Here is a 25,959-nt window from a genome sequence, read left to right on the forward strand (position 1 = left end):
CCACGCCGCTGTTTCATGGCGGAATGGCGGTGGATGGAACAGGCGGGAAACCCGGTATGAAAAAGGCGAAGCCTCCGGTGGTGAGGTTGCTGAGCGATGATGTGGCAAGCATCAAGGAAGCCATCGGCAGCCATCTGCTCTACACGGTGGGCAAGGAACCGATCAACGCCACGGCGCGCGACTGGTTCATGGCCGCTGCCCATACGGTGCGTGATCGGGTCACCGAACACTGGATGCCGACTCTCAACCGCTATTACCGCGAGGATTCCAAACGGGTCTATTACCTGTCCATGGAGTTCCTGATCGGCCGCACCCTGGTCAACAGTCTGATCAATCTGGGGCTCTATGACACGGTGCGTCAGGCCATTTCCGAACTGGGCCAGGATTTCGACGAAGTGGCGGCCTGGGAAGTGGAAGCGGCGCTGGGCAATGGCGGTCTGGGCCGCCTTGCCGCCTGCCTGCTGGATTCCATGGCGACCATCGGCGTGCCCGGCTTTGGTTACGGCATCCGCTATGATTACGGCATGTTCACCCAGCATGTGGATAACGGCTGGCAGGTGGAAAGCCCGGAAAACTGGCTGCGCTATGGCAATCCCTGGGAGTTCCCGCGTCCGGGCGTGATCTTCCCCGTGCGTTTCGGTGGGCGCGTCATTCATTTCCGCGATGTCTTGGGCCATACCCGGTCGCAATGGGTGGATGCCGAGGAAGTGATGGCCATGGCCTTCGACGTTCCGGTTCCCGGCTATGGCGGCAAGGTGGTCAACAATCTGCGCCTGTGGTCGGCCAAGTCGACCCGCGAATTCGACCTGAAATACTTCAACGCCGGCAATTACATCGAGGCCGTTCGCGACAAGAATGAATCCGAGACCCTGTCCAAGGTGCTTTACCCCTCGGACATGACCGACCGGGGCAAGGAACTGCGCTTCAAGCAGGAATATTTCTTTGTCGCCGCCTCCATCCAGGACATCCTGGCCCGCTTCAGGAAAAGCCATTCCGACTGGAACCGGCTGCCCGACAAGGTGGCCATCCAGCTCAACGATACCCACCCCGCCCTGGTGGTGGCCGAACTGATGCGGGTCCTGGTGGACGAGCATCAGATCGAGTGGTCCCAGGCCTGGGATCTGGTGCGGGGCTGCTGTGCCTATACCAACCACACCTTGCTGCCCGAGGCGCTGGAAACCTGGTCCATCGACCTGTTTGAGCGGGTATTGCCGCGCCATCTGGAAATCGTCTTCGCGCTCAATCACGAATTCCTGCAAGGCGTCCGCTATCGCCATCCGGGCGATTCCGAACTGCTGCGCCGTGTCTCGCTGATCGCCGAAGGCGACGAACGCCGGGTGCGCATGGGCCATCTGGCGGTGATCGGCAGCCACAAGGTCAACGGCGTCGCGGCCATTCATACCGGCCTGATGAAAAGCACCATCTTTTCCGACTTCGAGCATTTGAGCCCCGGCAAGATCACCAACAAGACCAACGGCGTGACGCCGAGGCGTTGGCTGCTGGCGGCCAATCCGGCCTTGGCCGCGCTGATCACTTCCCAGATCGGCGACGGCTGGATCACCGATCTCGACAAGCTGCACAGGCTGGAGCCCCTGGCCGACGACCCCGCCTTCCGCAAGCAGTTTGCCGCCGTGAAGCGGGGCAACAAGGAGCGCCTGGCCGTCATGCTGTCTCAGCGCCTCGGCGTCGAGGTGGACGTGGACTCCCTCTTCGACGTTCAGGTCAAGCGTATCCACGAATACAAACGCCAGCTTCTGAACGTGCTGCACGTCATCACCCGCTATGGCCGCATCCGTTCCAATCCGCTGATCCACCCGGTGCCGCGCACCGTGATCATCGGCGGCAAGGCGGCGCCCGGCTATCACATCGCCAAGCTGATCATCAAGCTGGTCAACGATGTGGCCGAGGTGATCAACAACGATCCCCTGGTGGGCGGCAAGCTGAAGCTGATCTTCATCCCCAATTACAATGTCTCGACCGCCGAACTGGTCATGCCCGCAGCCGATCTGTCCGAACAGATTTCCACGGCGGGAACCGAGGCCTCGGGCACCGGCAACATGAAGATGAGCATGAACGGGGCCCTGACCATCGGCACCTGGGACGGCGCCAATGTGGAAATCTGCGAAGAGGTGGGCGAGGAAAACATGTTCCTGTTCGGTCTCTCTGCACAGGATGTGGCGCGCCGCCGCGTGGATGGCTACGACGCCCGTGCCGCGGTGAAGGCCGATCCCGACCTGTCCTGGGCGCTGGAGATGATCGGCACCGGATTCTTCTCGTCCGACCAGCCCGATCGCTATCAGCAATTGGTGGATATCCTGACCACCGGCGGCGACCACTATCTGCTGTCGGCTGACTTCCCGCTTTACATGGCGGCGCAAGAGCGGGTGGATCAGACCTATCGCGATCCCGAGGACTGGACGCGCAAGGCCATCCTCAATGTGGCGCGCATGGGAAAATTCTCGTCCGACCGCACGGTGGCCGAGTATGCCAGGGAAATCTGGGGGGCGTTGTAGGCGTCTGGACCTGGGATGCGGCCGCGACGGCCGCGCTTCCACCGGCCGTTTCTCATCCCGGAGCGCGGGCGTCTTGCCCGCCTACCGGACAATGTCATCCGATGACGGGGATCAGCGGACGGTCCAGAAGGACGAATTGTCGGCGGGTTGCTGGGTGGCGACCAGATCGCGGACCCGTTCCATGACCGCGGCATTGGTCGCCTGATCCCTGGGAGCGGCCTGCTCCTTGGAGGGCATCGGAGCGGCCGCGGTAACCGTCGGGGCCGGTTTGGCGGCCTGCGGAGCGGTCTTGGCTATCTGGGGCTTGGGCGCCTGATCCCTGGGATAGGTGTATTCGACGGATTTGAGCGGCGTGACGTCCAGCGAAACGGCGGGCTTGGCACGGCTGAGATTGTCCACTTCCAGGCGGCCCATGGCGGCCAGCAATTCGTAGGACGACTGATACATGTCGTAATAGGCGCCGGTATAGTTGATCCGGGCGTCGTTGATGCGGGTTGCTTCGTCCAGCACCTCGGTGACGGTGGCCTTGCCAGCGTCGAGCTTCTTCTTGGTGGCTTCCCACACTTCCTCGGCCAGGATGGCGGCATTTTCCAGCAGATCCAGGCGTTGGCGGGCAGTCTGCAACTTATGCCAAGCGGTGCGGGTCTGCTCCGCGATCTTGCGGCTGGTATGGAAACGGTTGTCCTTGCTGGCGCCATGGTCCCAGGAGGCCTGGGCGACGGTGGCGTCGGTCTTGAAGCCGGAGAACAGTTCCCAACTGGCCACCAGCATCAGCGACCAGTCGCGGCGCACGCCGACCGTGGCGTTCTTGCCATGCTCGTAATCGGCCTTGCCCACCAGATCGAGGGTCGGATAGTAGCCAGCCTCGGCGATATTGCGCTTGTCGCCCGAAAGGTCGATGGCGCCGGTGGCCGATTCCAGGGACGGGTTGTCCTTCTCGGAGGCTTCCAGCGATTGGTCCAGGGTCTCAGGGATCAGATCCAAGGGCAGCGGCGGATCGGACAGGGAGGCCACATCGGGGGCATGGCCGAAGACCTGGGTGTATTTGGCGACGGCGGCGTGGAACTGGCCCTCGTAATTGACGCGGCGTTCCTTGGCCACCTGCAGGCGCTGTTTGGCCTGCAACACGTCGGTGGCGATGCCCGAGCCCTTGCGGACGCGCTCGTCCTCCAGATTCTCCTGCTCGGCGATCTTGCGCTCGTTCTCGCGCGACAGCGCCACCAGCTTGGTGGTGCGCATGATGTCGAGATAGGCGATGGCGCCTTCCAGCAAGGTGGCCTGGCGGGTGGCGCGCAGATCGGATTCGGAAATGCGCCGGGAGGTCTTGGCCGAGTCCACCGTGGAATCAGTGGCGAAACCGTCGAAAATCTTCTGGGTGACGGTCAGGCCGCCAGTATTGCGCTTGTCCATAAAGGGCTTGGCCTGGGTGGCCCGCCGGTCGGGGCTGTCGATATATTCGTGGCCCTGGTCGCCGGTCAGCTTGACCGTTGGCATATAGCCGGCACGGGCGCTACGAATGCCCTCATCGGCGGAACTGATGCCCTTCAGCTTTGCCTGAATTTGGGGATGGCTGGCGACAAGGTCGCGCATCTCGTCTTCTAGCGTGCCAGCCACAGCAGGCGCCCAGCACGCAGCCACACAGGCTGCGACCATGGCCCAGTGCTTAGGCTTGTGGTCCAGGATGCTTGAAATCCCCAAGATATGCACGCAGCTAGCCCCTAATGTACGGCTCTGATATACACCGGATCATCGGGTTTGTGAATCGGCTAAAGCGTTAAGGTCTATCTATTTTGGGTGAGTGACATGTCGGGGATGGATGTCGAGGACGAACGCTTTTTGACCCGCCTGGCCGAGCGTATGCCCGGCGACGCCGAAGTCCTGGCGCGCCTCGCCGTGATGCGGGTGCGCCTCGGCGCCCTGGACGGGGCGAAGGCCGTCGCCGAACGGGCCGTTGAACTGGCGCCGGGCCTGGCCGAAGCCCATGCGGCCCTCGGTCTGGTGCTGAGCAAGACCAGGCAGTTTCCCGAAGCCCGTGCCAGCCTGGAGCGTGCCGTCAAGCTGAACCCTGGATTGGGAATGGCCTGGATGCATCTGGGCGAGGTCCTGTCGGTCCTGCCCGATCAGGCTCAGGCGGCGGTGGATGCCCTGCGCCGCGCTTCGGGCCTGATGCCGCGCGATCCCCGTCCCCTCAACGCCCTGGCCGGGGCGCTGATGGGGTATCAGCGCTATGACGACGCCATCGGCGCCTATCGCGCCGCCACGGCCCTGGCGAGCGAGCCCAATCTTGCCGATATGCTGAACAATATGGGGGTGGCGCTGGAACGTCTGGAAAGGCGTGACGAGGCGGTTCCCGTGATCCGCGCCGCATCGCTCATCCGTCCGGATTCTGCGGCCATTCAAGACAATCTGGGCAATGCCCTGCTCGGCACCGCGCGGGCCGAGGAGGCGGAGGCCTGCCACAGGCGGGCCCTGGCCCTGGGTGCCAAAGGAGCCGAAACCTGGAGCAATCTGGGCAATGCCCTGCATCGCCAGGGACGGCTGGACGAAGCCGATGCCGCCTATCGCCGCGCCATCCAGATCAATCCCGAAGGCCCAAAGTTTCATACCAATCTCGCCCTCAATCTTCTGCTTTCTGGACGGATGGAGGAGGGGTGGCGGGAATACGAATGGCGTTGGCGCGGCCATCCCAACCTGCCGCCCTATCTGAGCGACCGCGTGTGGACAGGCGAAGCCTTGCCGCCCGATCTGCCAGCGGGCGGAACCCTCTTGCTGCAGGCCGAGCAGGGCTATGGCGATACCCTTCAGTTCGTTCGCTATGTGCCGATGCTGAAGGAACGCGGCGTCAGCCGAGTGGTGCTGGCCTGCCAGCCGGAACTGATCCGTCTGATGGAGACCGCGCCGGGTCTGGACGAGGTGGTGGGAGAGACCGGGCCTCTGCCGCCCTTCGACAAGGCCCTGACCTTGCTGTCGCTGCCGGGGGTTCTGGCCGGTCATGCGGCCCCTGCCGGGATTCCTTATCTCTCGGTCCCCAAGGGCGTGCGCATGGCCCTGCCCGTCGCCCCGGCCGGGACGCTGAAGGTCGGCCTGGCCTGGGCAGGACGGCCCACCCATGGCGATGACTGGAACCGCTCCATCCCCGCCGGGATGCTCGATCCCATTCTCGATGTTTCCGGGGTGAGCTTCTATTCGCTGCAACGCGGCGCCGTGGCGCCCCGGCTGGGACGCCCGCCCGCGGAGCGGCTGGTGGAGGCCGCCGATCTCTGCGCCGATTTCTGCGATACCGCCGCCATGCTGAGCGGCTTGGACCTGATCATCTCCGTCGATACCGCCGTGGTCCATCTGGCCGGTGCGCTGGGCAAGCCCGTATGGCTGCTGCTGCCCAGTGTGCCGGATTTCCGGTGGCGCATGGAGGGCGATACCTCCGAGTGGTATCCCGCCTTCCGCCTGTTCCGGCGCAAGCCCCAAGGGGGGTGGGATGCGCCCATCGCCCGTGTGGCTCAGAGCCTGCGCGCCCTGGTGGCGCAATCCGCATCCCCCTGATCCAGGGGCGTCCGTCCAAAGCCCCCGTGTCTTCGGCATTGCTGCGTATTTAGCGCGTAAAGTCCTTGATGTATACAATCTCAGAATGCAATCTGTCCTTACGCATCCGCTGCGTTGATTATTGCCGCTGACTAAGGCGCGTAATGCGTGTTTTGCGTGAGGGCCGGATTGAGCACGACTGGGACGAATCGGGCGCGCAGACCCAAGGATCCGACGGAATTATCCGCGGCGGAATGGGTCCGGCAGCAATTGATCGACGACATCGTGGCCGGGCGGCTGCGTCCCGGCGAGAAGCTGTGCGAAGTGAAGATCGCGACACGGCTGGGCTGTTCGCGCACCCCGGTGCGGGAGGCCTTTCGCCATCTGGGCGCCATGGGCCTGGCCATTTTCGAGAAGAACCGTGGAGGCAATGTGGTGCGGCTTGAACGCGCCATGATGCTGGAACTCTTCGAAGCCCTGGCGGAAATCGCCGCCGCCTGTGCCGGGCTCAGCGCATCGCGTCCGGATAGCCTGCGCAAGATCTGGGTCGATCATGACTGGCGGCGCAATGTGGCCGCGCCCGCTGGCACCGGAGGGGAACAAGACCTTTTCACGGTTCTGTTCGACCAATGCGGCAATCGCCTTCTGGCTGAGACGGGCCGGGCCATCCGCTGCCGCCTGCTGCCCTATTGGCGGATGCTGGGCGCCTCCGCCGACCAATGGCCCGGTTTCGGCGAACGGGGGCAGGACGAGGCGGTCCGGGCCATGGGCGCGGGCGACGGCCGCTCTGCCCGGCGTTTGATGCGGGCCTTCGTGCTGATGGCCCGCGATCAGGCGGTGAGAGGGTTGCCTCAGGCCGTTCTGCCCTGATTCCATGGCCCTGACGGGCCGGGCTTATCCGCCGCCCCGCTGAAAGGCCCGGTCCCAATGGGCCAGAAACGCCGCGCCGTCGCCTTCGCCGAAGGTGAAGGCGATGCGCAGACGGGGCAGGCTCAGCAGGCGCGAGAGGGAGAGCGGCGGCAGTTCCTCCACCGTGATGGTGATGGCGCCGACCTCCAGGCAATGCCCGTCGATCCAGCGATAGTCGAACCCGCGCAAGGCCAGGGGAATATGGCGTCTGAACTCCTCCAGACCCATGGAGGAGATGCGTTCGGCCCGAATGCTCATCCGCCGCCGATGGGCGGCCAGATGCTGACCGTATCGCCGGGGGACAGGCGGGTGGAGGTGCGGGCATCGGGGGGCACGAACGCGCCGTTGAGCAGCACCAGATGGCAATCCTTGTCCGACAGGCCAAAGTGGGCGATCAGGGCGCCGATATCACTCTCCTCGGCCATGTCCACCTCGGTGGCATTGGCCACGGAACCGGGCGGCAGATGACGGCCCAGTAGGGCGAACAGTTTCAGCGTCACCTTGGCCAAACCCTAGACTCCCTGCGCACAGGCCACATAGGCCTCGGCAAGGCGCGACGGATCTTGCGTGAGGCGCTCCAGCCACTCGCCCAGCCGCAGCTTGGTCTGGATTAGGCCGCGGATGATGCCGATCTCGTTGGTCATGCCCACCGTATTGGCTCCCACCAGACGGTCGCCCTGGAATTCCAGGCGAAGATAGCGGAAATGCTCCTCGTCTACCATGCGCACCTGTTTTCCGCCCTCCGCCCCCATCCACTGGCCGAAGGAACACGAGATCAGGCCCAGCGTCTCCAGCGTGTTCATGGACAGCGACCCGCCGAAAGGCGTCGGGTGGCCGCTCATATTCATGGCGGCGACACGCCCATGCTCGACCGCCGTGGGCTGGATGGCGTGCACTTCGGTGAGGCCGGTGCAGCAGTTGAAGCCCTGGGCCACGTCGCCTGCCGCCCAGATGCCCGGCACATTGGTGCCCAGATACTGGTCGACGATAATGCCGTCTTCGATCGCGATGCCGCTCCCTTCGAGGAAAGCGGTATTGGTCTTCACCCCGGTGCCGACGATAACCAGATCGGCCTCGGCGCTCTTGCCCGAATCCAGCGTCACCAGCAGGCCGGAGTCCCGCTGCTCGATGGCGGTGGGCCGTCCGGCGGTCAGAACCTCGACGCCCTTGGCCCGGCACCAGCGCATGATCATGCCGCCCGCCGTCTCGTCCATCATGGAGCGCACCATGCGGCCCGAGGAACCGCAACTGACCGTCACCTTGGCGCCGCGCTGCACCAGGGATTGCAAGATGATGCAAGACACGAAGCCCGCGCCCAGCAGCAGAACCCGGCGTCCGGGCTTCAACAACGGGTCGATGCGCCGCAGATCTTCCAGGGTCCAGCACGAATGAACCCCCGGCAGATCCAGTCCGGGAACGCGCGGCCGGGCCGGTGACGAGCCGGTGGCGATCAACAGGGCGTCATAGGAAAGCGGTGCGCCGCTTTCCAGACGCACCTGACGGGCGCCGGAATCAACCCCGGTCACCCGGTCGTGCAGCAAGGCGATGCCCAAGGCTTCGTAGTGCCCCCAATCCTTGCGCAGCCAGGTGCCGGATTCATCGATCTTGCCCGACATGGCATAGGGGATGGCCATGCGGGAATAGGGCGGGCCGGGCTCGGCACAGACCAGGGTGATGGAGCCTTCCGCATCCTGTCGGCGCAGGGTTTCGGCGCAGACCACTCCGGCCGGACCGCCTCCGACGACGACGTAGCGACGAGCCATGGCGTTTCCCCCTTTCCTTCCGCGCCATAAGGCGCGCGGCCCCTTGGGCCTAACCGGCTTGCGCCGGTCTTAACGATGCAGCGTCTGGACGAATCCGTTCATGAAGCGGGTCGGATCGGCCATCATCTGCTCTTTGACCGCCGGACCCAGGCGGCGCTTGGACTGGATCAGGCCGCGCAGCGCGCCCACATGGTCGGTGGTGCCCACCGCCTGGGCGCCGATCACCACATCACTGGTCCCGTCGAATTCCAGGCGGAGATAGCGGAATCCCGCCTCGTCCACCAGACGGGCGCAATGGCCGCCATTGCCCTGCCAGGACCCGAAGGAGCAGGTGATCAGCCCCAGCGTGTCCAGCACATTCATGTTGAGCGAGCCGTGATAGGCCTGATCATTGCCGGTCATGTTATAGGCGGCGATGCGGCCATGGGCGGCCGCCGTGATCTGGATGGCGTGGACATGGGCCTCACCGCTCATGAAGTCGCGGCCCTGGGCCACGTCGCCAGCGGCAAAGACGTGGGGCAGACTGGTGCGCATGTGGTCGTCCACCAGAATGCCGTTGCCCAAAGCGATGCCCGAGGCGGCCACCGCTTCGGTGTTGGAGCGAACGCCCGCCGAAACCACCACCAGATGGGCAGGCAGGGTGGCGCCGTCGGAGAGTTCGACCACTAGGCTATCGCGGGTGTCGGCGGCGCTCTCGGCCTGGGTGATGCGGCGGATGCCGGTGCCGGTCAGGACACGAACGCCCTTGGCCTCGCACCAGCGCTTGAGCATGCCGCCCGCCACCTCGTCCATCATGCGCGGCACCATGCGGTCGCCCATCTCCACCACGGTGAGGCTGACCTGACGCAGCGCCAGGGCTTCGAGCACGATGGTGCCGACGAAGCCCGCGCCCATCAGCACCACATGGGAGCCGGGAATGGCCTCCTCGGCGATCTTGCGGGCATCGGCCAGGGTCCAGCAGGTATGGACGCCGGGCAGGTCGAGGCCTTCAATGGGCGGGCGCATGGGCCGGGCGCCCAGGGCCAGAAGCAGCCGGTCATAGGCCAGGCTCTCGCCGCCATCCAGCGCGATGCGCTTGGCGGCCGGGTCCAGGCCGGTCATGCGCCTGCCGGGCATCAAGGTGATGCCGAGGCGGTCGTAATGATTGGGGCCCTTGCGCAGATAGGTGCCGTCCTCGCCCACCTTGCCGACCAGCATGTAGGGAATGGCCATGCGGGAATAGGGGGGCTCGGGCTCGTCACCCACCAGGGTGATGGTAGCCTCGGGTTCCAGCTCGCGGATGATTTCCGCGGCCGTCACGCCCGCAGGGCCAGCTCCGACGATGAGGTGATGCACCGGATCGTTCCTCTTAGAAATGAAGGAGGGGCCGCCCGTTTGGGGCGGTCCCTTTTCGCTTCAGGCCAGATGCAGGCGCTTCAAGGTCTCGGCGGTGGGTATGCCGTCCGTGGTCCAGCCGCGCAGCTGGTAGTATTCGGGCAGCATCTTGTCCAGACCCGAGGTCAGCCCCTTGGCCGGGCCGGTCTTGGCCGCGTCCTTCATGAGGCGTTTGGGCAAGGTGTCGTCCGCCGCCGTCATGCCTGCCGCCAGATTGAACTGGCGTTCCAGGGTCCAGATGCGCTCGCCCACTTCGAGGAGGTATTCGGGCGTCCACTCGCCCTCGCAAGCGGCGTCCAGCTGGGGCGCCAGATTCTCCAGGCTCCAGGCGAAGGTGGTGAAGATGCACACCCCCGAGGCGTCGAAAGCCGCCGTGGCGTCCTGGAAGGCCTTGACCAGACCGGCCTTGCCCTCGGTGGCCAGGGGATCGCTCTTGAAGGGGATCCCCAGAACTTCCGAGGCCACGGTATAAGAGCGCAGGTGACAGGCGCCCCGGTTGGACGTGGCATAGGTCAGGCCCATGCCTTGGATGCCGCGCGGGTCGTAAGCCGGGAATTCCTGGCCCTTGACCGACATGGACAACTCGGGGTGGCCGTATTTGGCGGTCAAGCGCTTGGAGCCCATGCCCAGTTCCAGGCCGAAACCCTCGCCCTTGCCGGTCAGTTCCGCCATCTTCACCAGGGCCTCGGCCGAGCCGAACTTCAGTTCGATGCCGCCGGTCTCGGCCGACGTGATGACGCCCATCTCATAGAGTTCCATGGCCGCCGCCAGGGTCGAGCCGAAGGAGATGGGATCGATGCCGTGCTCGTTGCACATGAAATTGGCGAAGGTGCAGGCCTCGAGGTCATCGACGCCGCAATCCGAGCCCAGGGCCCAGGCCGCCTCGTATTCCACGCCGCCCGAAGGTTCCTTGTACTGGGGCCGCGACGCGATGGAGAAGTGGCCAGGGTCCATGCGCGAGATGCGGCCGCAGGCGATGGTGCAGCCGAAACAGGCGCCGTTGGTGGCCAGATTGGTCTTGCCGTCGGTGGGGCGCGGCTCGTGCATGGCCTCGGCCGAGATCTTGTGGGCGCCCTCGAACTGGACCTCCTTGAAGTTCCGGGTCGGCATGGCCCCGATCTCGTTGATGACGTTCATCAGAACCTGGGTGCCGTATTTGGGCAGTCCCTGGCCGGTGACGGCGTTATCGGCCAAGACCTTCTTGTGCTCGATGGTGGCTGCGATGAAGCGCTCGGGGTCCTTGACCGTCACACCCCTGGTGCCGCGCACCGCGATGGCCTTGAGATTCTTGGAGCCCATCACCGCGCCCACGCCGGACCGCCCAGCGGCGCGGTGCAGATCATTGACGATGCAGGCGTAGAGCGCGCCCTTTTCCCCGGCTGCGCCGATGGTGGCGACGCGCAGCATGGGGTCCTGGTGCTTGGCCTTCAGGCCATTCTCGGTCTCCCACACCGTCTTGCCCCAGTATTCGGCGGCGTCCCTGATCTCGACGGTTTCGTTCTCGATGGACAGGTAGACGGGCTTGGGCGACTTGCCTTCGACGATGATCATGTCCCACCCGGCATTCTTCAGCTCATTGCCGAAGAAGCCCCCGGAATTGGAACAGGCGATGCAATTGGTCAGCGGCCCCTTGGTCACCACGGAATAGCGTCCACCGGTGGAGGCGGCGGTTCCGGTCAGCGGTCCGGTGGTGAAGATCATCTTGTTGGCGGGCGACAGGGCATCGACCTTGGGGTCGACTTCCTCGGCGAAATATTTGGTGGCCAAGCCGCGTTGCCCCAGATACTGCCGCGCCCAGTCGCGGTTCAGGTCCTCGGTCTTGACGGTGCCCGTGGTGAGATCGATGCGGAGAAACTTGCCAGTCCAGCTCATGACGTGGCCCCTTCAATCAAGCGTGGGTGTGCGACTGGGTATCGGTCTTGACCGCCCATTGCCGCATCTTGTCGTAGCCGGTCTGTTCGGCATCCACATAGGTGATCGCCCCGGTGGGGCAGGCCTTGGCGCAGGCGGGATCGCCGCCGCACAGGTCGCACTTGGCCACCTTGCCGCTGTCGGCCACGTAATTGATGGTGCCGAAGGGGCATGCGATGGTGCAGACCTTGCAGCCCACGCAGATATTGTCGTTCACCACCTTGGCCTTGGTGCCGCCGTCGATCTTGATGGCGTCCACCGGACAGGCCTGCAGGCACCAGGCCTGGGCGCATTGGGTGCAGGTATAGGGGACGAAGCGGGCCTCGGAATGGATGTCGAAGACGCGGATGCGTGACTTGGACGGATTGAAGCTTTTGTCCTTCTCGAACGAACACGCCATCTCGCACTGGCGGCAGCCGGTGCACTTGGCGGGCTGAATCAGCAATGATTTCTGCATCCCAGGACTCCCCTCCGGGGCGCGCCCCGGTCGGAGCGCGCGGTAGGATTGGGGCAGGCCGACGATCCCTGGCAAGCGCATGCCGCCGAGCCTGGGTGCCCCTGCCGTTTCCCATTATTTACAACCGGAGATAACTTATCACATGGGGCGTGCGAGGGGTATTGACGAAAGGTATAACGCGGCTTTTACGGAAGCTTCAGGGAGGTTCCGTAAAAAACGCGCAAATTAACATATTAGCGCGTTGCGTGTATCTGGGGCGCCGCACGGCCTTTGGCGGCGCCTCTTCCGCGATGGTCAGGCCGCCTTGATGGCGGCCAGGAAGCCAGAGACTTCCGAAGCCAGTTGCTCGGATTGCTGCGACAGTTCGTCGGCGGTGCCCAACAACTGATGCGCCGCGCTGCCAGTGGTGGCCGCCCCCTGGTTGACCAGGGTGATGGAGGAGGTGACCTCGCGGGTTCCGCTTGAGGCTTCCTGGACATTGCGGGCGATCTCGGCGGTGGCGGCGGTCTGCTCTTCCACCGCCGAGGCGATGGCCGCGGCGCTTTCCGAAATGCTGGAAATGGTGTGGCCGATGCCGCCGATGGCGCTGACGGCATCGCGGGTCACGGCCTGGACCGAGTTGATCTGGATGACGATGTCTTCCGTCGCCCGCGCCGTCTGGGTGGCCAGATGCTTCACCTCGTTGGCGACCACGGCGAAGCCTTTTCCGGCCTCACCGGCCCTGGCCGCCTCGATGGTGGCGTTCAAGGCCAGAAGATTGGTCTGGGCGGCGATGTCGTTGATCAGGGTCACCACCTGACCGATGCGGCTGGTGGCTTCGGACAGGGACAAGACGATGTCGTTGACCCGCTCGGCCTCCTCGGAGGCCCGGTGCGAGATTTCGCTGGAATTGGCGACCTGGCGGGCGATCTCGTGTTCCGAGGCGGCCAGTTGCTCGGCTGCGGCGGCCACGGTCTCCACATTGACCGAGGCCTGCTCGGCGGCGGCGGCCACCACAGTGGACTGGCGCGACGTGTCCTCGGCCACCGAGGTCATGGACTGGGCGGAATCGCGCAGATGATGGGCCGAATCCGTGACGCCCTTCAGCACCGCGAAGACGCTGGCGTTGAAGTCGGCGGTCAGGCGCTCGATGGATTCCTGGCGGCGGTTGCGGGCCGCCTGCTCGGCGGCCTGGGCCGCTTCGAGACGGTGGCGGGCCTGGCCGTTCCCCTTGAAGATTTCCAACGCCCGAATCATCTCGCCGATCTCGTCCTTGCGCTCGGTATGGGGAATCTCCACTTCGAGATTGCCGTCGGCCAGATCGCGCATGGCGGAGATGCTGCGCTTGAGCGGCGCAGCCAGGTTGCGCTTGGCGATGGTCCAGCTGACCAGGATGGTGAGCGCGCCCACCACAACGGTAACCCCCACCATCAACTGCAGCGTCCGTTCGGCGGCGGTCAGGAAATCGGCCTTCTTGATTCCCACATACAGCACGCCGATGACATTGCCCGCGCTGTCCAAGATGGGGTCGTAGGCGGTCATATAGGGCTCGCCCAGGATTTCCACCTCGCCACGGAAGGGCGCCTTGCGGGTGAAGACCGACTCATAGGCGGCGGTCTTGGCCAATTGGGTGCCCACCGCCCGGTTGCCATCGGGCTTGATCACATTGGTGGTGACGCGGGTATCGCCCATGAAGACCGTGGCCGAGCCGCCGACCAGAGCCTTGACCTTGTCCACCACCTCGAAATTGCCGTTCAGCACGTGGTCGCCCGCCAGGATCTTGCCATCGGCCACGGTGAAAACCGTTCCCTTGGACTTCAGAACGTCCCAGGCCACTTTCATATTGGTCTCGACCCGCTCGCGCGCGGTGTCGGCGGCGCTGGCGTGCAGCAGCGACCGGCTAAGCAGGGTGACGCTCAGGCCCAGCAGAAGAACGCCCGACACGGCCAGGGCCATGATTTTGGGGACGATTCCCAGAGTAGCGATACGGTGGCCGAACATGGTGATCCCCCCCAAATTAGTTGTTGTCCGCAACACTACGTATAAGTATCACGATGGTGCACTGCAACGCTAGTCAATGAAATGCGACCCTGTGTTGCAAAATGTGATGCAAAGTAGAAAAAGGCCCGCAGACATGTGCGGGCCTTGATCTGATGCCACGGCTCGATGAGCTTGACTCATTGAGCCGTGGTTAGGCCCAAGGGGCCGCGCGCCTTATGGCGCGGAGGCCAAGCGACCCGGAGGGCGCGCTGAGGCAGATTGAGGGGCTCATTGATCGGTTCCGATCAATGAGCGTCGGTATGACGGCGGAGTTTGGGAATGCCAGATCCCGATGATCGCAACCGATCATCGGGATCTGGAAAAAGCGCTATTCCGCAGCTTCCGGCTTGGCGTTGCTGTGGCTGTGTTCGGGCTGAACGGGGCCGTCCGACGGCATGACGCTGATCAGCGAAGCCACCAGCGCCGCCAGGAAGGGCATGGCCTGAACCACCAGGGTCAGCGACCAGATACGCACATCCGGATCGGTGAAGTTGTTCCTGGGGATCAGCACGGCAATGGCTGCGATATAGTGGAGCAGGGCCAGGGTGGCCTCCTCCGAGGCCATCAGGAAGCCCTGGGTGAAGGCCGCCTTGTTGGCCATCTTGGGCGTGCGCATGAAGGGCGTGGACTTGGTGAAGATGCCCTGCCACATGGCCCAGGCGATGGAATAGGTCAACCCCATTCCGGCGATGGCCGCCAGGGACCGGCGCTTCAATCCGCAATCCACCCGCGTTGTGTAGAGGAAGAAGTGGTGGAAAATCTTCGCCACGAACACGCCCACGGTGGGCAGGGTGAAGAAGGGCAGGGGCGTGCTGAAATATCGGGGCGCCACGATCATGCCCAGCGACCAGGCCAGGGAGGCCGCGGCGAACAGCAGATAGAAGGCGTCGGCGAACCAGGGCAGCCAGCCCGCCACGAAGTGATACTTCTGGCCCGTGGTCAGGCCGGTCTCCTTGAAGGGGATCAGCGAGCGCCAGTGAGCCTTGAGGATCTGCACCGCGCCATAGGCCCAGCGGAAGCGCTGCTTCTTGTAGGCCATGAAGGAATCAGGGACCAGTCCGTGGCCCAGGCGGTCCTGGACATAGACCGACTGATAGCCCGCCTTCATCATGCGCAGGCCCAGTTCGGCGTCCTCGACGATGCACCATTCGCCCCAGCGTCCGGCGTCTTCCAGGGTCTTCTTGCGCACCATGGTCATGGTGCCGTGCTGGATGATGGCGTCGGCCTCGTTGCGGAACACCATGCCGATGTCGAAGAACCCGGCATATTCCCAGTTGATCATTTCCTTGAACAGGTCGTGTTCCCATTCACGGTGATCCTGGGGGGCCTGGACGTGGCCCACCTTGGGATTCTCGAAATAGGGGACCAAGCCGCGCAGCCAGTTCTTGTCCACGATATAGTCGGAATCCACCACGCCGATGATCTCGGCGTCCGGGTCGGTGACGGTCAGTCCGAAATTCAGCGCGCCCGCCTTGGCGCCCGGCCAGGGGGCGAGGTGATAGAACTTCACGCGTTCGCCCAGGGACTCGCAATATTCCTTCACCGGCTCCCAGACCTTGGGATCCTTGGTGTTGTTGTCGAGAACGATGATCTCGAAATCGGGATAATCCAGCGCCATAAGGGAATCGATGGTCAGCTTCACCATGGCCGGAGGCTCGTTATAGCACGGCAGGTGGATGGAGACCTTGGGGAAGCGCTTGATCTGATCGGGGGGCAGTGCCGCGAAACGCCGCTTGAACTTGCTGGCCCAGGTCAGCTCGGTGACCTCGATACCCGCGATCAGCACCACCACCAGCAAGAGCAACTGGGCGGGCAGCATGAGTCCCAGCATCAGCCCCGTACCGGGCGACACGTCGCGGATGACCGGCGTGGACATGGTCCAGATCAGCAGCGTGGAGGCGAACTGCACCAGCAGGGCGAAGAAGATCTTGCCCGGCAGGCGCAGCGTCTTCCACTTGCCCAGGAACCACACCACGGGCAGCAGGGCGATCAGGGTGGCGGTGATGGCCTGGGTCGGCCATTCCTCGAATTCCAGAACCGGGCCGATCCAGCTGAACTTGGGCTGGCGCTCGACGGTGTAGATGCCCCAATGCTTTTCCGACGCGGTGTTGTCCAGGTTCACTTTCCACGGCTGGTCGAAGGCTTCGACGATGTTGTAGTCGAGCTTCTCCTCGTGGGCCCAGTTGACGAAGTTGCGCAAGAACATGGCCTGATTGACCAGGGACGGCTCGGAAACGCCGTAATTGCGCCCCGCCGACGGCCAGCCAACTTCACCGATGAAGATGGGCTTTTCGGGATAGGCGGCCTTCACGTCCCTGACCATGCGCTTGGTGAAGTCCAGCGCGTCGTCGATGCGCACGCCGCCCGGTTCCCAGAAGGGCAGGGTGTGGATGGTGATGAAATCCACCTCGCGGGTCAGTTCGGGATAATCCAGCCAGATGGCCCAGGCCTCGGCGGTGCTGATCTTGACCCGGTCGGGGAGCGCGGCGCGCACCCGGCGCAGATAGCGGATCATCTGATCGGGCGACAGGCGGTGCAGGGTCAGATTTTCGTTGCCGACGATCACCCGGTCCACATTGGGATTGTCGCGCGCGATGCGGATGATGTTGGCGATTTCCACCTCGTTGCGGCCCAGGCGTTCGTCCAGCCAGGCACCGGGCAGGGCCTTCAACCCATATTTGGCGGCCAGTTCCGGGACCTGATCCAGGCCTTCCAGGGTGGAATAGGTACGGACCTGATGAACCTTGCCAGCCAGCATGGCCAGATCCTCGTCCATCTCGGCTCTGGTCGGCAGCAGCCACTCGTCCATATAAGGCAGCTTGCGCACGATGGTGGGGTCGTCATCGGCGCGCCCCGGACTGAACGAGACGGAATTGAGGGTGCCAGCCCAAGGCAGGGCGGCGTTCTGCGGGCGGTTCATCACCGCCCAGAAGCCGATATTGCCCAGAACGATCAGAAGCAGAACCACGAAGCCGGAAAGACGCATGATGCGCGAGGTACCCGTAACGAGTTGCAGGGAGCGGCTAACCGTCGAAGCCTGCCCTCCCTCACGACGCAACCCATCGCCCACGCGGGAGCGTCAGGGGTGAGCGGGTGAGGTGGAGCGGTGGCGGCGGATGCCGTTTGAATCCCTTGAATACTACCTGGATTATTACCCAGAGGCCGCACTCTGTCCATGGGGGTGACGGAGGCGAAAATCTCAAGCGTGCCTTGCGTCCCGGCCATGCCGCCCCGGAGTGACGGGGCGGCATGGTCCGCTGGCGTCATGCGCGGCCGAACACCCGCTTGAAAATGGTGTCCACATGCTTGGTGTGGTAGCCGAGATCGAACAGCTCTTCCAAGGTACGCGCGGGGATCTTGGCAGCCACTTCCGCGTCGGCCTTGAGCAGGTCGAGGAAGTTGGCCGATTCCAGCCACACCTTCATGGCGTTGCGCTGCACCGCCTTGTAGGAATCCTCGCGGCTCATTCCCGCCTGGGTCAGCGCCAGCAGGACGCGCTGGGAGAAGACCAGGCCGCCCAGCTGATTGAGGTTCCGGGAGACGGCCTCGGGATAGACCACCAGCTTTTCCACCACGCCAGCCAGACGGTTCAGGGCGAAGTCCAAGGTGACGGTGGCGTCGGGGCCGATCATGCGCTCCACCGAGGAGTGGGAGATGTCGCGCTCGTGCCACAGCGCCACGTTCTCCAGGGCCGGGATCACCATGCCGCGCACGATACGGGCCAGACCGGTGAGGTTCTCGGTCAGAACCGGGTTGCGCTTGTGGGGCATGGCCGAACTGCCCTTCTGGCCGGGCGAGAAATATTCCTCGGCCTCGCGGACTTCGGTGCGCTGCAGGTGGCGGATCTCCATGGCCAGATGCTCGACCGAACTGGCGATGACGCCCAGCGTGGCGAAGAACTGGGCGTGGCGGTCGCGCGGGATCACCTGGGTGGAGACCGGCTCGGGCTTGAGGCCCAGCTTGGCGGCCACATGCTCCTCGACGCGCGGATCGATATTGGCGAAAGTGCCGACCGCGCCCGAGATGGCGCAGGTGGCGATGTCTTCGCGCGCCGACTTCAGGCGGCGGCGGTTGCGCTGGAACTCGGCATGGAAGGTGGCGAATTTCAGGCCCATGGTCACCGGCTCGGCATGAATGCCGTGAGAGCGTCCCATGCAGACCATGTCCTTCAACTCGAAGGCCCGCTTTTCCAAAGCGGTCAGCACCCGGTCCAGATCGGCCAGCAGAATGTCGGCGGCCTGGGTCAGCTGCACATTGAGGCAGGTGTCGAGCACGTCGGACGAGGTCATGCCCTGATGCACGAAGCGGGATTCCGGACCGATATGCTCGGCCAGTTCGGTGAGGAAGGCGATGACGTCGTGCTTGGTCTCGGCCTCGATCTCGTCGATGCGCGCCGACCGGGCCGGGGTATAGGGAATATCGCCCTTGGCCCAGATGATGCGGGCGGATTCCTTGGGGATCACCCCGATCTCGGCCAGGGCGTCACAGGCATGGGCCTCGATCTCGAACCAGATGCGGAAGCGGTTTTCCGGCTCCCAGATCTTGGTCATCTCAGCGCGGGAATAGCGGGGGATCATGGCGGCCTAGCCTCCTTAACAACGCAAGGAGGCGGAGATAGCACGAAGAGGCTTCAGATTAAAGGCCGCGGATGCGGCCGTAATGGACGAAGTCGGTCCAGGTGCGTTCCAGGCGCTGCATGGTCTCCAGCGTGGTGTCCAACTGGGCGGCGGTCTTTTCGTCACCGCCCAGCACGCCGGACAGGTCGTCCTGCAGCTTGCGGATGGAATTGCACAGATTGAGGCCCTTGTCGGTCAGCTTGAGACGGACCGAGCGGCGGTCATGGGTGGAACGCTCCTGCATCAAGTAACCGCATTCGGTCAGCGCCTTGATGTTGTAGGAAGCGTTGGAGCCCTGATAATAGCCGCGGTCCTTGAGGTCGCGAATGACGACCTCGTTAGCTCCGATATTGTAGAGAAGCAAGGCCTGGACGGCATTGATGTCTTCGATGTTGAGGCGGCGCAACTCCGTGCGCAAGACATCGAGGAAATGTCTGTGCAGGCGCTCGATCAAGCGAATTATGTCGAAGTATGGCTGGCTCACGGGGGCGGAGTATAGGGGCATTCCTTTGCCTCGACAACAACCTATTACAGGGGCAAGGTTGCGGCGGGACGCCTGGGGCGGGTATTGTCCCTTGTGAATTTTTCTGGAGGATCGAAGGTGAGCGCCAAGCCGAAAATCGTGGTGGTGTTCAACCAGAAGGGCGGAATCGGCAAGACCACCACCAGCGTCAATCTGGCGGTCTGTCTGGCCGAACTGGGGCGCAAGGTCGTTCTTATCGACCTGGATGCCCAAAGCAACGCCTCGACCAGTGTCGGTTTGACCTCTCCGGCGGCGACGGGGGCCTATCAGCTGCTGCGCGGCGAGGTGGATGTGGCCCATGCCTCGCGCGCCACGCCCTACCCCAATCTGCGTCTGGTGGCGGGGTCCGACGATCTGTCCTGGGCCGATGTGGAAATCGCCGTCAAGCCCGAGCCGCAATACGTGCTGGAACTCGCTCTGGAAACCACGCCCGCCGATGTGGATGTGGTGGTGGTCGATTGTCCGCCCGCCTTCGGCATTTTGTCGGTCAACGCGGCGGTGGCCGCCGATGTGGTGATCCTGCCGGTGGTTCCGGCTCCGCTGGCGCTGGACGGTCTGCACAAAGCGTGGTGGAACATCCAGCGGGTGCGCACCCACTTCAACCGCGATCTTGATTCCATGGGCATCCTGTTCACCATGACCGAGGACAGCGACGTCATGCACCGCATCTCTGATTCGGTGTCCGCGTCGTTCGGCGGAAGGGTGCTTCCCGTCCGGGTACCGCGCGACATGAAGGTGGTGGAGGCGGCGGCCCGCGACCTGCCCCTGGTGGTTCTCGATCCGGAAAGCCCGGCGGCCAAGGCCTACAGCCTTCTGGCGGATTTCGTCGATTCTCATATGTTGGAGCCGCATGCGGCCTATGTCGCCAATGCCGCCAAAGCGGGGCAGATCGCGGCCGAGGACGAGGAGGAACTCCCCCCCATCCGGCAGTCTCCTCCCATGGAGCCGGGCCCGGCTCCCGGTCCCAACTGGGACGAGCAACTGGCCGAGACGGTGGACGTCATTCCCGAAGTGTCCGACCTGCGCTGGAAGATCGGCGTGGCCGTCATGCTGATTCTGCTGGGCGGCTGCGTCGGTTACGCTTTCGGCCGCTGGATGTACATGCCTGTGTGACCAAGCCGGTCAGGCGATGATGCGCGAGGTGGGCAGCAGCACCGTGATGCGGGTGCCCTGGCCCGGCGCGCTGTCCAGGGACACGGTTCCGCCATGGGCCTCGACGAAATGGCGCACGATGGCCAGCCCCAGGCCGGAGCCCTGATGGCGGCGCGACAGCGACGAATCCGCCTGATAGAAGGCCTGCCAGATTTTGGCGTGATGCTCCGGCGCGATGCCGATGCCGGTGTCGCTCACCACAAGGGCCAGCCCATCGGGCACTAGGGTGGCACAGATGCCGACCTTGCCGCCCGTCGGGGTGAATTTCAAGGCATTGCCCGCCAGATTGAGCAGGATCTGGCGGATGCGGCGCGGGTCCAGGCGCATGCGCGGCAGTCCAGGGGCGATCACCACCGTGAAATCCACGCCGCTGACCACGGATTTGTGCTCCAGAAGGCGTGCGGCGGCGCGGACCAGTTCGGTGGGGTCGCAGTCTTCCTCGTCCAGTTCGGTGCGCCCGGCCTCGATGCGCGAGACGTCAAGAATGTCTTCGATGAGGGCGCGCAGATGCTGGCCCGCCGAGTGGATGAGCTCCATGTATTCGACGCAGCGTTCCAGGCTGGCGGGGCCCGCGGCCCCGGCCAGGATGGCCTCGGAAAAGCCGATCACCGCATTGAGCGGGGTGCGCAATTCGTGGCTCATGGTAGCCAGGAACTGAGACTTGGCCCGGTTGGCGGCCTCGGCCTCCTGCTTGGCGGAGACCAGGGCGGCTTCGGCCCGCTTGCGCTGGGTGATGTCACGGCCCTCGGGTACCAGGAACTGGATATTGCCGTCGCGGTCAGGGACGGGCTTGACCGAAAAATCCACATAGGCGATGCCGCCATGGGCATCAATATGGGTGGTTTCGAACCGCACGAACTCGCCCGCCGAGGCGCGGGTGATGCCGTCCTTCAGCATGGCGCGTTCCTTGGGGGAGTGTTCCCACCAGGGCGTTTCCGCGAAATGGACGCCCAGGATCGGCTCGATGCTTTCGAGGCCGATGAAGGACAAGGCGGTGCGGTTGGCGTCGAGCAGCCGCCCGTCGGGGGACAAGAGGCCGATGAATTCGAACGTGTTCTCGATGATGGCCCGCATTTCCAGATTGACCCGCAAGCTGTCGCGCAGGCGGGCCTCGGCCTCGGGTGCCAGCTCAACCAGAATCTGGTTGCCGGGAAGGGGGGTGTGGCAGGAATCGGGGCCGTCCACCCAGCCCGGCCGGGTGCCGATCAGCCGGGGCTCCGCCATGCCCAAGGCCCGGCACAATGTCTCGCCCACATGGCAAAGCATGCCGTCGGGCCCGAGAACCGCCAGGGCGCGGGGCGAATTGGCGAAACTGCTGCGCGGGCTGTGCTGCAAAATCAGGGGTCCCTATATGGCAACCCCCGATTATCGCATGGGGCGAAATCTTCGCCAAAGTGAATAAGGTATTATTTGGGCCTGGGTGATCAGCGGCGCGGGCGGGGCGGAGGCAGGCGTTCGACCACATCGCCCCACAGGTCGTAATCCTCCGCCGCCTCCACCTCGACGATCACCAGATCGCCGGGTTCCAGATCGGTCTCGCCATTCATGAAGACGGCACCGTCCACTTCGGGGCTGTCGGCCTTGGAACGGCCGATGGCGCCTTCCTCGTCCACTTCGTCGATGATGACCTCGACGCGGGTGCCTTCCTTGGCCGCGCCGCGTTCATCGGCGATCTGGCGGGCGGCCTCCATGAAGCGCTGGTGACGCTCTTCCTTGACGTCCTCATCCACCTGATCGGCGAAGGCGTTGGACGGCGCGCCCTTGACGTCTTCGTATTTGAAACAGCCGACCCGGTCCAACTGGGCCTCGTCCATCCACTCAAGCAGCGACTCGAAGTCATCATCGGTCTCGCCGGGGAAGCCGACGATGAAGGTGGAGCGCAATGTCAGATCGGGGCAGGTCTCGCGCCACGAACGGATGCGGCCCAGCACCTTCTCCTGGTTGGCCGGGCGGCGCATGGCCTTGAGCACATTGGGGCTGGCATGCTGGAAGGGGATGTCCAGATAGGGAAGGATCTTGCCCTCGGCCATCAGGGGGATGATCTCGTCCACATGGGGATAGGGATAGACGTAGTGCATGCGAATCCAGATGCCCAATTCGCCGAGCGCCCGGGCCAGATCGGTGAGATGGGCCCTGACCGGCCTGCCGCGCCAGGAGCTTTCGGCATGGCGCAGGTCCAGGCCATAGGCGCTGGTGTCTTGGGAAATGACCAGCAGTTCGCGCACGCCCGATTCGGCCAGACGCTCGGCCTCGCCCAGCACGTCGGCGGCGCTGCGGCTGACCAGGGGGCCCCGGATATCGGGGATGATGCAAAACGAGCAGCTGTTGTTGCAGCCCTCGGAAATCTTCAGGTAGGCGTAGTGGTGCGGCGTCAGGTGCAGGCCTTCGGGGGGCACCAGGGACAGCTTGGGATCGTGCAGCGGCGGGATGGCGGCATGCACCGCCTCGACCACCGCCTGATACTGGTGCGGGCCGCTGACCGCCAGCACCGAGGGATGGGCGCCGCGAATGGCCTTCTCGTCGCCGCCCATGCAGCCGGTGACGATGACCTTGCCGTTCTCGGCCAGGGCCTCGCCGATGGCCTCAAGCGACTCGGCGCGGGCGGAATCGAGGAAGCCGCAGGTATTGACGATGACCACATCGGCACCGTCGTAAGAGCCGGAGATGTCATAGCCCTCGGCCCGGAGCTTGGTCAGGATGCGTTCGGAATCCACCAAAGCCTTGGAACAGCCGAGGCTGACGATACCGACCTTGGGTTGGGTCAAAGACATGAGGATAACCGCGCTTGCTGCCAGGAATGGCGGTGACTTAGCGGATATCGGTGGCGAAAAGCAAGCTTTGCGCCGGAGGCCGTTTGGCGTGAACCCTTACGACCTTTGTCTAAAACATCCTTTCCTTAACATCGATGTGTAAAGAATGCACAATGGGACAGGAAAGGCGCGAAATGTCCGATCTGTCCCAGGCCCTCTCTCTGGCCCTCGACCTTGTGGTTCGTCTTGATCCGCAGATGCTGGGCATCGTGCGGCTGTCGGTGCTGGTCTCGGGCTCGGCGGTGCTGTTGGCCGGTCTGATCGGCCTGCCGCTGGGGGCCTTGCTGGCCCTGGTCGGCTTTCCGGGGCGCGGCGCTCTGGTGGTGATTCTCAACGCCTTCATGGGCCTGCCGCCAGTGGTGATCGGACTGGGCGTCTATCTGCTTTTGTCGCGGGCGGGACCGCTGGGCGAGGCCGGGCTTTTGTTCACGCCCACCGCCATGGTGATCGCCCAGACTCTCCTGGTTCTGCCCATCATCGCCGCCCTGTCGCGTCAGGTGGTCGCCGATCTGTGGGAGGAATACGGCGAGCAGTTGCGCTCCCTGGACGTGTCCGGGGGCGGGCGCATGGCCACCTTGCTGTGGGATGGGCGGTTCAGCCTGGCCACGGCCATCCTGGCCGGGTTCGGCCGCGCGGCGGCCGAGGTGGGGGCGGTGATGATCGTCGGCGGCAATATCAAGGGGGTGACGCGCACCATGACCACCACCATCGCCCTGGAAACCAGCAAGGGCGATCTTCCTCTGGCCCTGGGACTGGGATTGATCCTTATCGCCCTGGTGACCTCGGTCAATGCGGTGGTGTTCCTTCTGGGCCAGTGGGCCAGAAGGAGGACCGGATGAGGGCGCCCGACACCATTTTGCCCCTGGACCTGGACCGGGTCGGTTTTGCCGTGGGCGAGCGGAGCCTGCTGGACGGCATCAGCTTGCGTCTGGAAGCGGGGCTGCGCACGGTGATCCTCGGCCCCAACGGCGCGGGCAAGAGCCTGCTGCTGCGTCTGTGCCACGGCCTGCTGGAGCCCAGCATTGGCCGGGTAAAATGGGTGGGCGCGGAGGAGGGCGAAAAGGTGCGCCGCCGTCAGGCCATGGTGTTTCAGCGTCCGGTCCTGCTGCGCCGTTCCGCCCTGGCCAATATCCGCTACGTCCTGGCGCTGCGCGGCGTGCCCTGGCACAAGCGCGGCGCCCAGGCCATGGAGGCGCTGGAACGCTTCGGACTGGGCAGTCTGGCCCTGCGCCCGGCCCGCGTCCTGTCGGGCGGCGAGCAGCAGCGTCTGGCCCTGGCGCGGGCCTGGGCGTCCCGGCCCGATATTTTGTTCCTGGACGAGCCCACCTCGTCGCTGGACCCGGCGGCGGCCCTGTCGGTGGAGATGGCCGTGCGGGAGTTCCATGCCTCGGGTACCAAGATCGTCATGACCACCCACGATCTGGGTCAAGCCCGCCGTCTGGCCGACGAGGTGGTGTTCCTGTTCCAAGGCCGTCTGGTGGAGCATGCCCCGGCGGCGGAATTCTTCAAGGAGCCGCGATCGGCTCAGGCACGGGCCTTTCTGGCTGGCGAACTGGTGTATTGAGGAGGGCTTTTATCATGAAACGTCTGCTGCTTGCCGTCTTGGCTTTGGTGTCGACGGCTGTTTCGCCCGTGGGAGCCGAGGAGCGCTTCATTACGCTGGCGTCCACCACATCCACCGAACAGTCGGGGCTGTTCGGCCATCTGCTGCCGCTGTTCAAGGCCGAGACCGGCATCGAGGTGCGGGTGGTGGCGGTGGGCACCGGGCAGGCGCTGAAACTGGGCGAGCGCGGCGACGCCGACGCCCTGCTGGTCCATGACCGGGCGGGCGAGGACAAATTCGTGGCCGAGGGCTTTGGGCTCGATCGCCGCGACGTCATGTACAACGACTTCGTGCTGGTGGGGCCGGCCGCTGATCCGGCCGGGATCAAAGGCGGCAAGGACGCCGCCGCCGCCTTCGCCAAGATCGCCGCTGCCTCCGCGCCCTTCGCGTCGCGCGGTGACGATTCCGGCACCCATCGCAGCGAGCTTCGCCTGTGGAAGAAGGCCAGCGTGGATGTGAAGACGGGCGGCGGATGGTACCGCGAACTGGGCGCCGGGATGGGGCCGACGCTCAACACGGCGGCTGGCATGAACGCCTACGCCCTGGCCGATCGCGGCACCTGGGCCAGCTTCAAGAACCGCCAGTCCCTGGAGGTCCTGGTGGAAGGCGACCGCGCCCTGTTCAATCCCTACGGCTCGATCCTGGTCAATCCCGAAAAGCATAAGGGCGTCAAGGCCGACGACGCCAAGGTCTGGCATCTGTGGCTGACCGGCCCCAAGGGCCAGGCGGCCATCGCCGGGTTCAAGATCGGCGGCGAGCAACTCTTCTTCGGCGATGCCAAGTAGCGGGG

20 protein-coding genes are annotated in these 25,959 nt (G+C 64.5%); 7 read left to right on the top strand and 13 right to left on the bottom strand.

All coding sequences use genetic code 11. From position 1 onward, the window contains the following. Window positions 1-56: 56 nt before the first annotated feature. The gene (locus CCC_RS04000; RefSeq protein ID WP_009869851.1) at window positions 57-2,513 is read left to right on the top strand and encodes a glycogen/starch/alpha-glucan phosphorylase; all 2,457 of its coding nucleotides are present in this window, start codon (window positions 57-59) and stop codon (window positions 2,511-2,513) included. A gap of 111 nt (window positions 2,514-2,624) precedes the next feature. On the opposite strand, the gene CCC_RS04005 is transcribed toward CCC_RS04000, so the two are convergent. Then, window positions 2,625-4,166, bottom strand: a complete 1,542-nt coding sequence (locus CCC_RS04005) for a TolC family outer membrane protein (RefSeq protein ID WP_041040063.1) — start codon at window positions 4,164-4,166, stop codon at window positions 2,625-2,627. Between the two features lie 150 nt (window positions 4,167-4,316). Between CCC_RS04005 and CCC_RS04010 the strand changes: the two genes are divergently transcribed. After that, window positions 4,317-6,053: a tetratricopeptide repeat protein gene (locus tag CCC_RS04010; RefSeq protein WP_041039858.1), complete on the top strand. Its 1,737-nt coding sequence runs from the start codon at window positions 4,317-4,319 to the stop codon at window positions 6,051-6,053. Window positions 6,054-6,209: 156 nt separating this feature from the next. After that, window positions 6,210-6,902: a GntR family transcriptional regulator gene (locus CCC_RS04015; protein WP_152619684.1), complete on the top strand. Its 693-nt coding sequence runs from the start codon at window positions 6,210-6,212 to the stop codon at window positions 6,900-6,902. A gap of 24 nt (window positions 6,903-6,926) precedes the next feature. Here CCC_RS04015 and CCC_RS04020 read toward each other — a convergent pair whose 3' ends face one another. From CCC_RS04020 to CCC_RS04065, 10 genes are all read right to left on the bottom strand, one after another. Continuing rightward, entirely contained in the window at window positions 6,927-7,199 is a 273-nt protein-coding gene (locus CCC_RS04020) for a hypothetical protein (protein WP_009869847.1), read from the bottom strand. Further along, window positions 7,196-7,441, bottom strand: a complete 246-nt coding sequence (gene thiS, locus CCC_RS04025; RefSeq protein ID WP_236686307.1) for a sulfur carrier protein ThiS — start codon at window positions 7,439-7,441, stop codon at window positions 7,196-7,198. Before thiS ends, CCC_RS04020 begins: the two co-directional genes overlap by 4 nt. A gap of 12 nt (window positions 7,442-7,453) precedes the next feature. Then, entirely contained in the window at window positions 7,454-8,704 is a 1,251-nt protein-coding gene (locus CCC_RS04030) for an NAD(P)/FAD-dependent oxidoreductase (RefSeq protein ID WP_009869845.1), read from the bottom strand. A 69-nt stretch (window positions 8,705-8,773) separates the two neighbouring features. Then, window positions 8,774-10,039, bottom strand: coding sequence for an NAD(P)/FAD-dependent oxidoreductase (locus CCC_RS04035; RefSeq protein WP_009869844.1), 1,266 nt, complete (start codon window positions 10,037-10,039; stop codon window positions 8,774-8,776). Window positions 10,040-10,099: 60 nt separating this feature from the next. Then, entirely contained in the window at window positions 10,100-11,950 is a 1,851-nt protein-coding gene (locus CCC_RS04040; protein ID WP_009869843.1) for an aldehyde ferredoxin oxidoreductase family protein, read from the bottom strand. Between the two features lie 16 nt (window positions 11,951-11,966). Further along, the gene (locus CCC_RS04045) at window positions 11,967-12,446 is read right to left on the bottom strand and encodes a 4Fe-4S dicluster domain-containing protein (protein WP_009869842.1); all 480 of its coding nucleotides are present in this window, start codon (window positions 12,444-12,446) and stop codon (window positions 11,967-11,969) included. A gap of 294 nt (window positions 12,447-12,740) precedes the next feature. Next, window positions 12,741-14,426: a methyl-accepting chemotaxis protein gene (locus tag CCC_RS04050; RefSeq protein WP_009869841.1), complete on the bottom strand. Its 1,686-nt coding sequence runs from the start codon at window positions 14,424-14,426 to the stop codon at window positions 12,741-12,743. A gap of 367 nt (window positions 14,427-14,793) precedes the next feature. Further along, the gene (locus CCC_RS04055) at window positions 14,794-17,451 is read right to left on the bottom strand and encodes a glycosyltransferase (RefSeq protein WP_041039862.1); all 2,658 of its coding nucleotides are present in this window, start codon (window positions 17,449-17,451) and stop codon (window positions 14,794-14,796) included. 277 nt (window positions 17,452-17,728) lie between these two features. Next, window positions 17,729-19,042 (bottom strand): adenylosuccinate lyase, encoded by a 1,314-nt coding sequence (gene purB, locus CCC_RS04060; protein ID WP_041039864.1) that lies wholly within the window; start codon window positions 19,040-19,042, stop codon window positions 17,729-17,731. A 58-nt stretch (window positions 19,043-19,100) separates the two neighbouring features. Then, window positions 19,101-19,586: a helix-turn-helix domain-containing protein gene (locus CCC_RS04065; protein WP_041039866.1), complete on the bottom strand. Its 486-nt coding sequence runs from the start codon at window positions 19,584-19,586 to the stop codon at window positions 19,101-19,103. A gap of 96 nt (window positions 19,587-19,682) precedes the next feature. Between CCC_RS04065 and CCC_RS04070 the strand changes: the two genes are divergently transcribed. After that, on the top strand, window positions 19,683-20,717 hold the full coding sequence (locus CCC_RS04070) for a ParA family protein (protein ID WP_009868153.1): 1,035 nt from the start codon (window positions 19,683-19,685) through the stop codon (window positions 20,715-20,717). Window positions 20,718-20,726: 9 nt separating this feature from the next. On the opposite strand, the gene CCC_RS04075 is transcribed toward CCC_RS04070, so the two are convergent. Together CCC_RS04075 and rimO are read right to left on the bottom strand one after the other, a co-directional pair. Then, on the bottom strand, window positions 20,727-22,091 hold the full coding sequence (locus tag CCC_RS04075; protein ID WP_009868152.1) for a sensor histidine kinase: 1,365 nt from the start codon (window positions 22,089-22,091) through the stop codon (window positions 20,727-20,729). Window positions 22,092-22,180: 89 nt separating this feature from the next. Continuing rightward, window positions 22,181-23,527, bottom strand: coding sequence for a 30S ribosomal protein S12 methylthiotransferase RimO (gene rimO, locus CCC_RS04080; RefSeq protein WP_009868151.1), 1,347 nt, complete (start codon window positions 23,525-23,527; stop codon window positions 22,181-22,183). A 173-nt stretch (window positions 23,528-23,700) separates the two neighbouring features. Between rimO and CCC_RS04085 the strand changes: the two genes are divergently transcribed. From CCC_RS04085 to CCC_RS04095, 3 genes are read left to right on the top strand one after another with little or no spacing between them, the layout of a single operon-like run. Beyond that, window positions 23,701-24,405, top strand: a complete 705-nt coding sequence (locus CCC_RS04085; RefSeq protein ID WP_009868150.1) for an ABC transporter permease — start codon at window positions 23,701-23,703, stop codon at window positions 24,403-24,405. After that, on the top strand, window positions 24,402-25,130 hold the full coding sequence (locus CCC_RS04090; RefSeq protein WP_041039868.1) for an ATP-binding cassette domain-containing protein: 729 nt from the start codon (window positions 24,402-24,404) through the stop codon (window positions 25,128-25,130). Before CCC_RS04085 ends, CCC_RS04090 begins: the two co-directional genes overlap by 4 nt. A gap of 14 nt (window positions 25,131-25,144) precedes the next feature. Continuing rightward, complete coding sequence (locus CCC_RS04095; RefSeq protein ID WP_009868148.1) at window positions 25,145-25,954, top strand: substrate-binding domain-containing protein; 810 nt, start codon at window positions 25,145-25,147, stop codon at window positions 25,952-25,954. The last annotated feature ends 5 nt before the right edge of the window (window positions 25,955-25,959 follow it).

Origin of the sequence: Paramagnetospirillum magnetotacticum MS-1, from assembly GCF_000829825.1 — a bacterium.
Classification (GTDB): Bacteria; Pseudomonadota; Alphaproteobacteria; order Rhodospirillales; family Magnetospirillaceae; genus Phaeospirillum; species Phaeospirillum magnetotacticum.

Bases quoted from the DNA above. Each gene is read 5' to 3' on its own strand.
- CCC_RS04000 (WP_009869851.1), top strand. From the start codon at position 57: ATGAAAAAGGCGAAGCCTCCGGTGGTGAGGTTGCTGAGCGATGATGTG.
- CCC_RS04005 (WP_041040063.1), bottom strand. From the start codon at position 4,166: ATGGTCGCAGCCTGTGTGGCTGCGTGCTGGGCGCCTGCTGTGGCTGGC.
- CCC_RS04010 (WP_041039858.1), top strand. From the start codon at position 4,317: ATGTCGGGGATGGATGTCGAGGACGAACGCTTTTTGACCCGCCTGGCC.
- CCC_RS04020 (WP_009869847.1), bottom strand. From the start codon at position 7,199: ATGAGCATTCGGGCCGAACGCATCTCCTCCATGGGTCTGGAGGAGTTC.
- CCC_RS04030 (WP_009869845.1), bottom strand. From the start codon at position 8,704: ATGGCTCGTCGCTACGTCGTCGTCGGAGGCGGTCCGGCCGGAGTGGTC.
- CCC_RS04040 (WP_009869843.1), bottom strand. From the start codon at position 11,950: ATGAGCTGGACTGGCAAGTTTCTCCGCATCGATCTCACCACGGGCACC.
- CCC_RS04045 (WP_009869842.1), bottom strand. From the start codon at position 12,446: ATGCAGAAATCATTGCTGATTCAGCCCGCCAAGTGCACCGGCTGCCGC.
- CCC_RS04050 (WP_009869841.1), bottom strand. From the start codon at position 14,426: ATGTTCGGCCACCGTATCGCTACTCTGGGAATCGTCCCCAAAATCATG.
- CCC_RS04055 (WP_041039862.1), bottom strand. From the start codon at position 17,451: ATGCGTCTTTCCGGCTTCGTGGTTCTGCTTCTGATCGTTCTGGGCAAT.
- purB (WP_041039864.1), bottom strand. From the start codon at position 19,042: ATGATCCCCCGCTATTCCCGCGCTGAGATGACCAAGATCTGGGAGCCG.
- CCC_RS04065 (WP_041039866.1), bottom strand. From the start codon at position 19,586: ATGCCCCTATACTCCGCCCCCGTGAGCCAGCCATACTTCGACATAATT.
- rimO (WP_009868151.1), bottom strand. From the start codon at position 23,527: ATGTCTTTGACCCAACCCAAGGTCGGTATCGTCAGCCTCGGCTGTTCC.
- CCC_RS04085 (WP_009868150.1), top strand. From the start codon at position 23,701: ATGTCCGATCTGTCCCAGGCCCTCTCTCTGGCCCTCGACCTTGTGGTT.
- CCC_RS04090 (WP_041039868.1), top strand. From the start codon at position 24,402: ATGAGGGCGCCCGACACCATTTTGCCCCTGGACCTGGACCGGGTCGGT.
- CCC_RS04095 (WP_009868148.1), top strand. From the start codon at position 25,145: ATGAAACGTCTGCTGCTTGCCGTCTTGGCTTTGGTGTCGACGGCTGTT.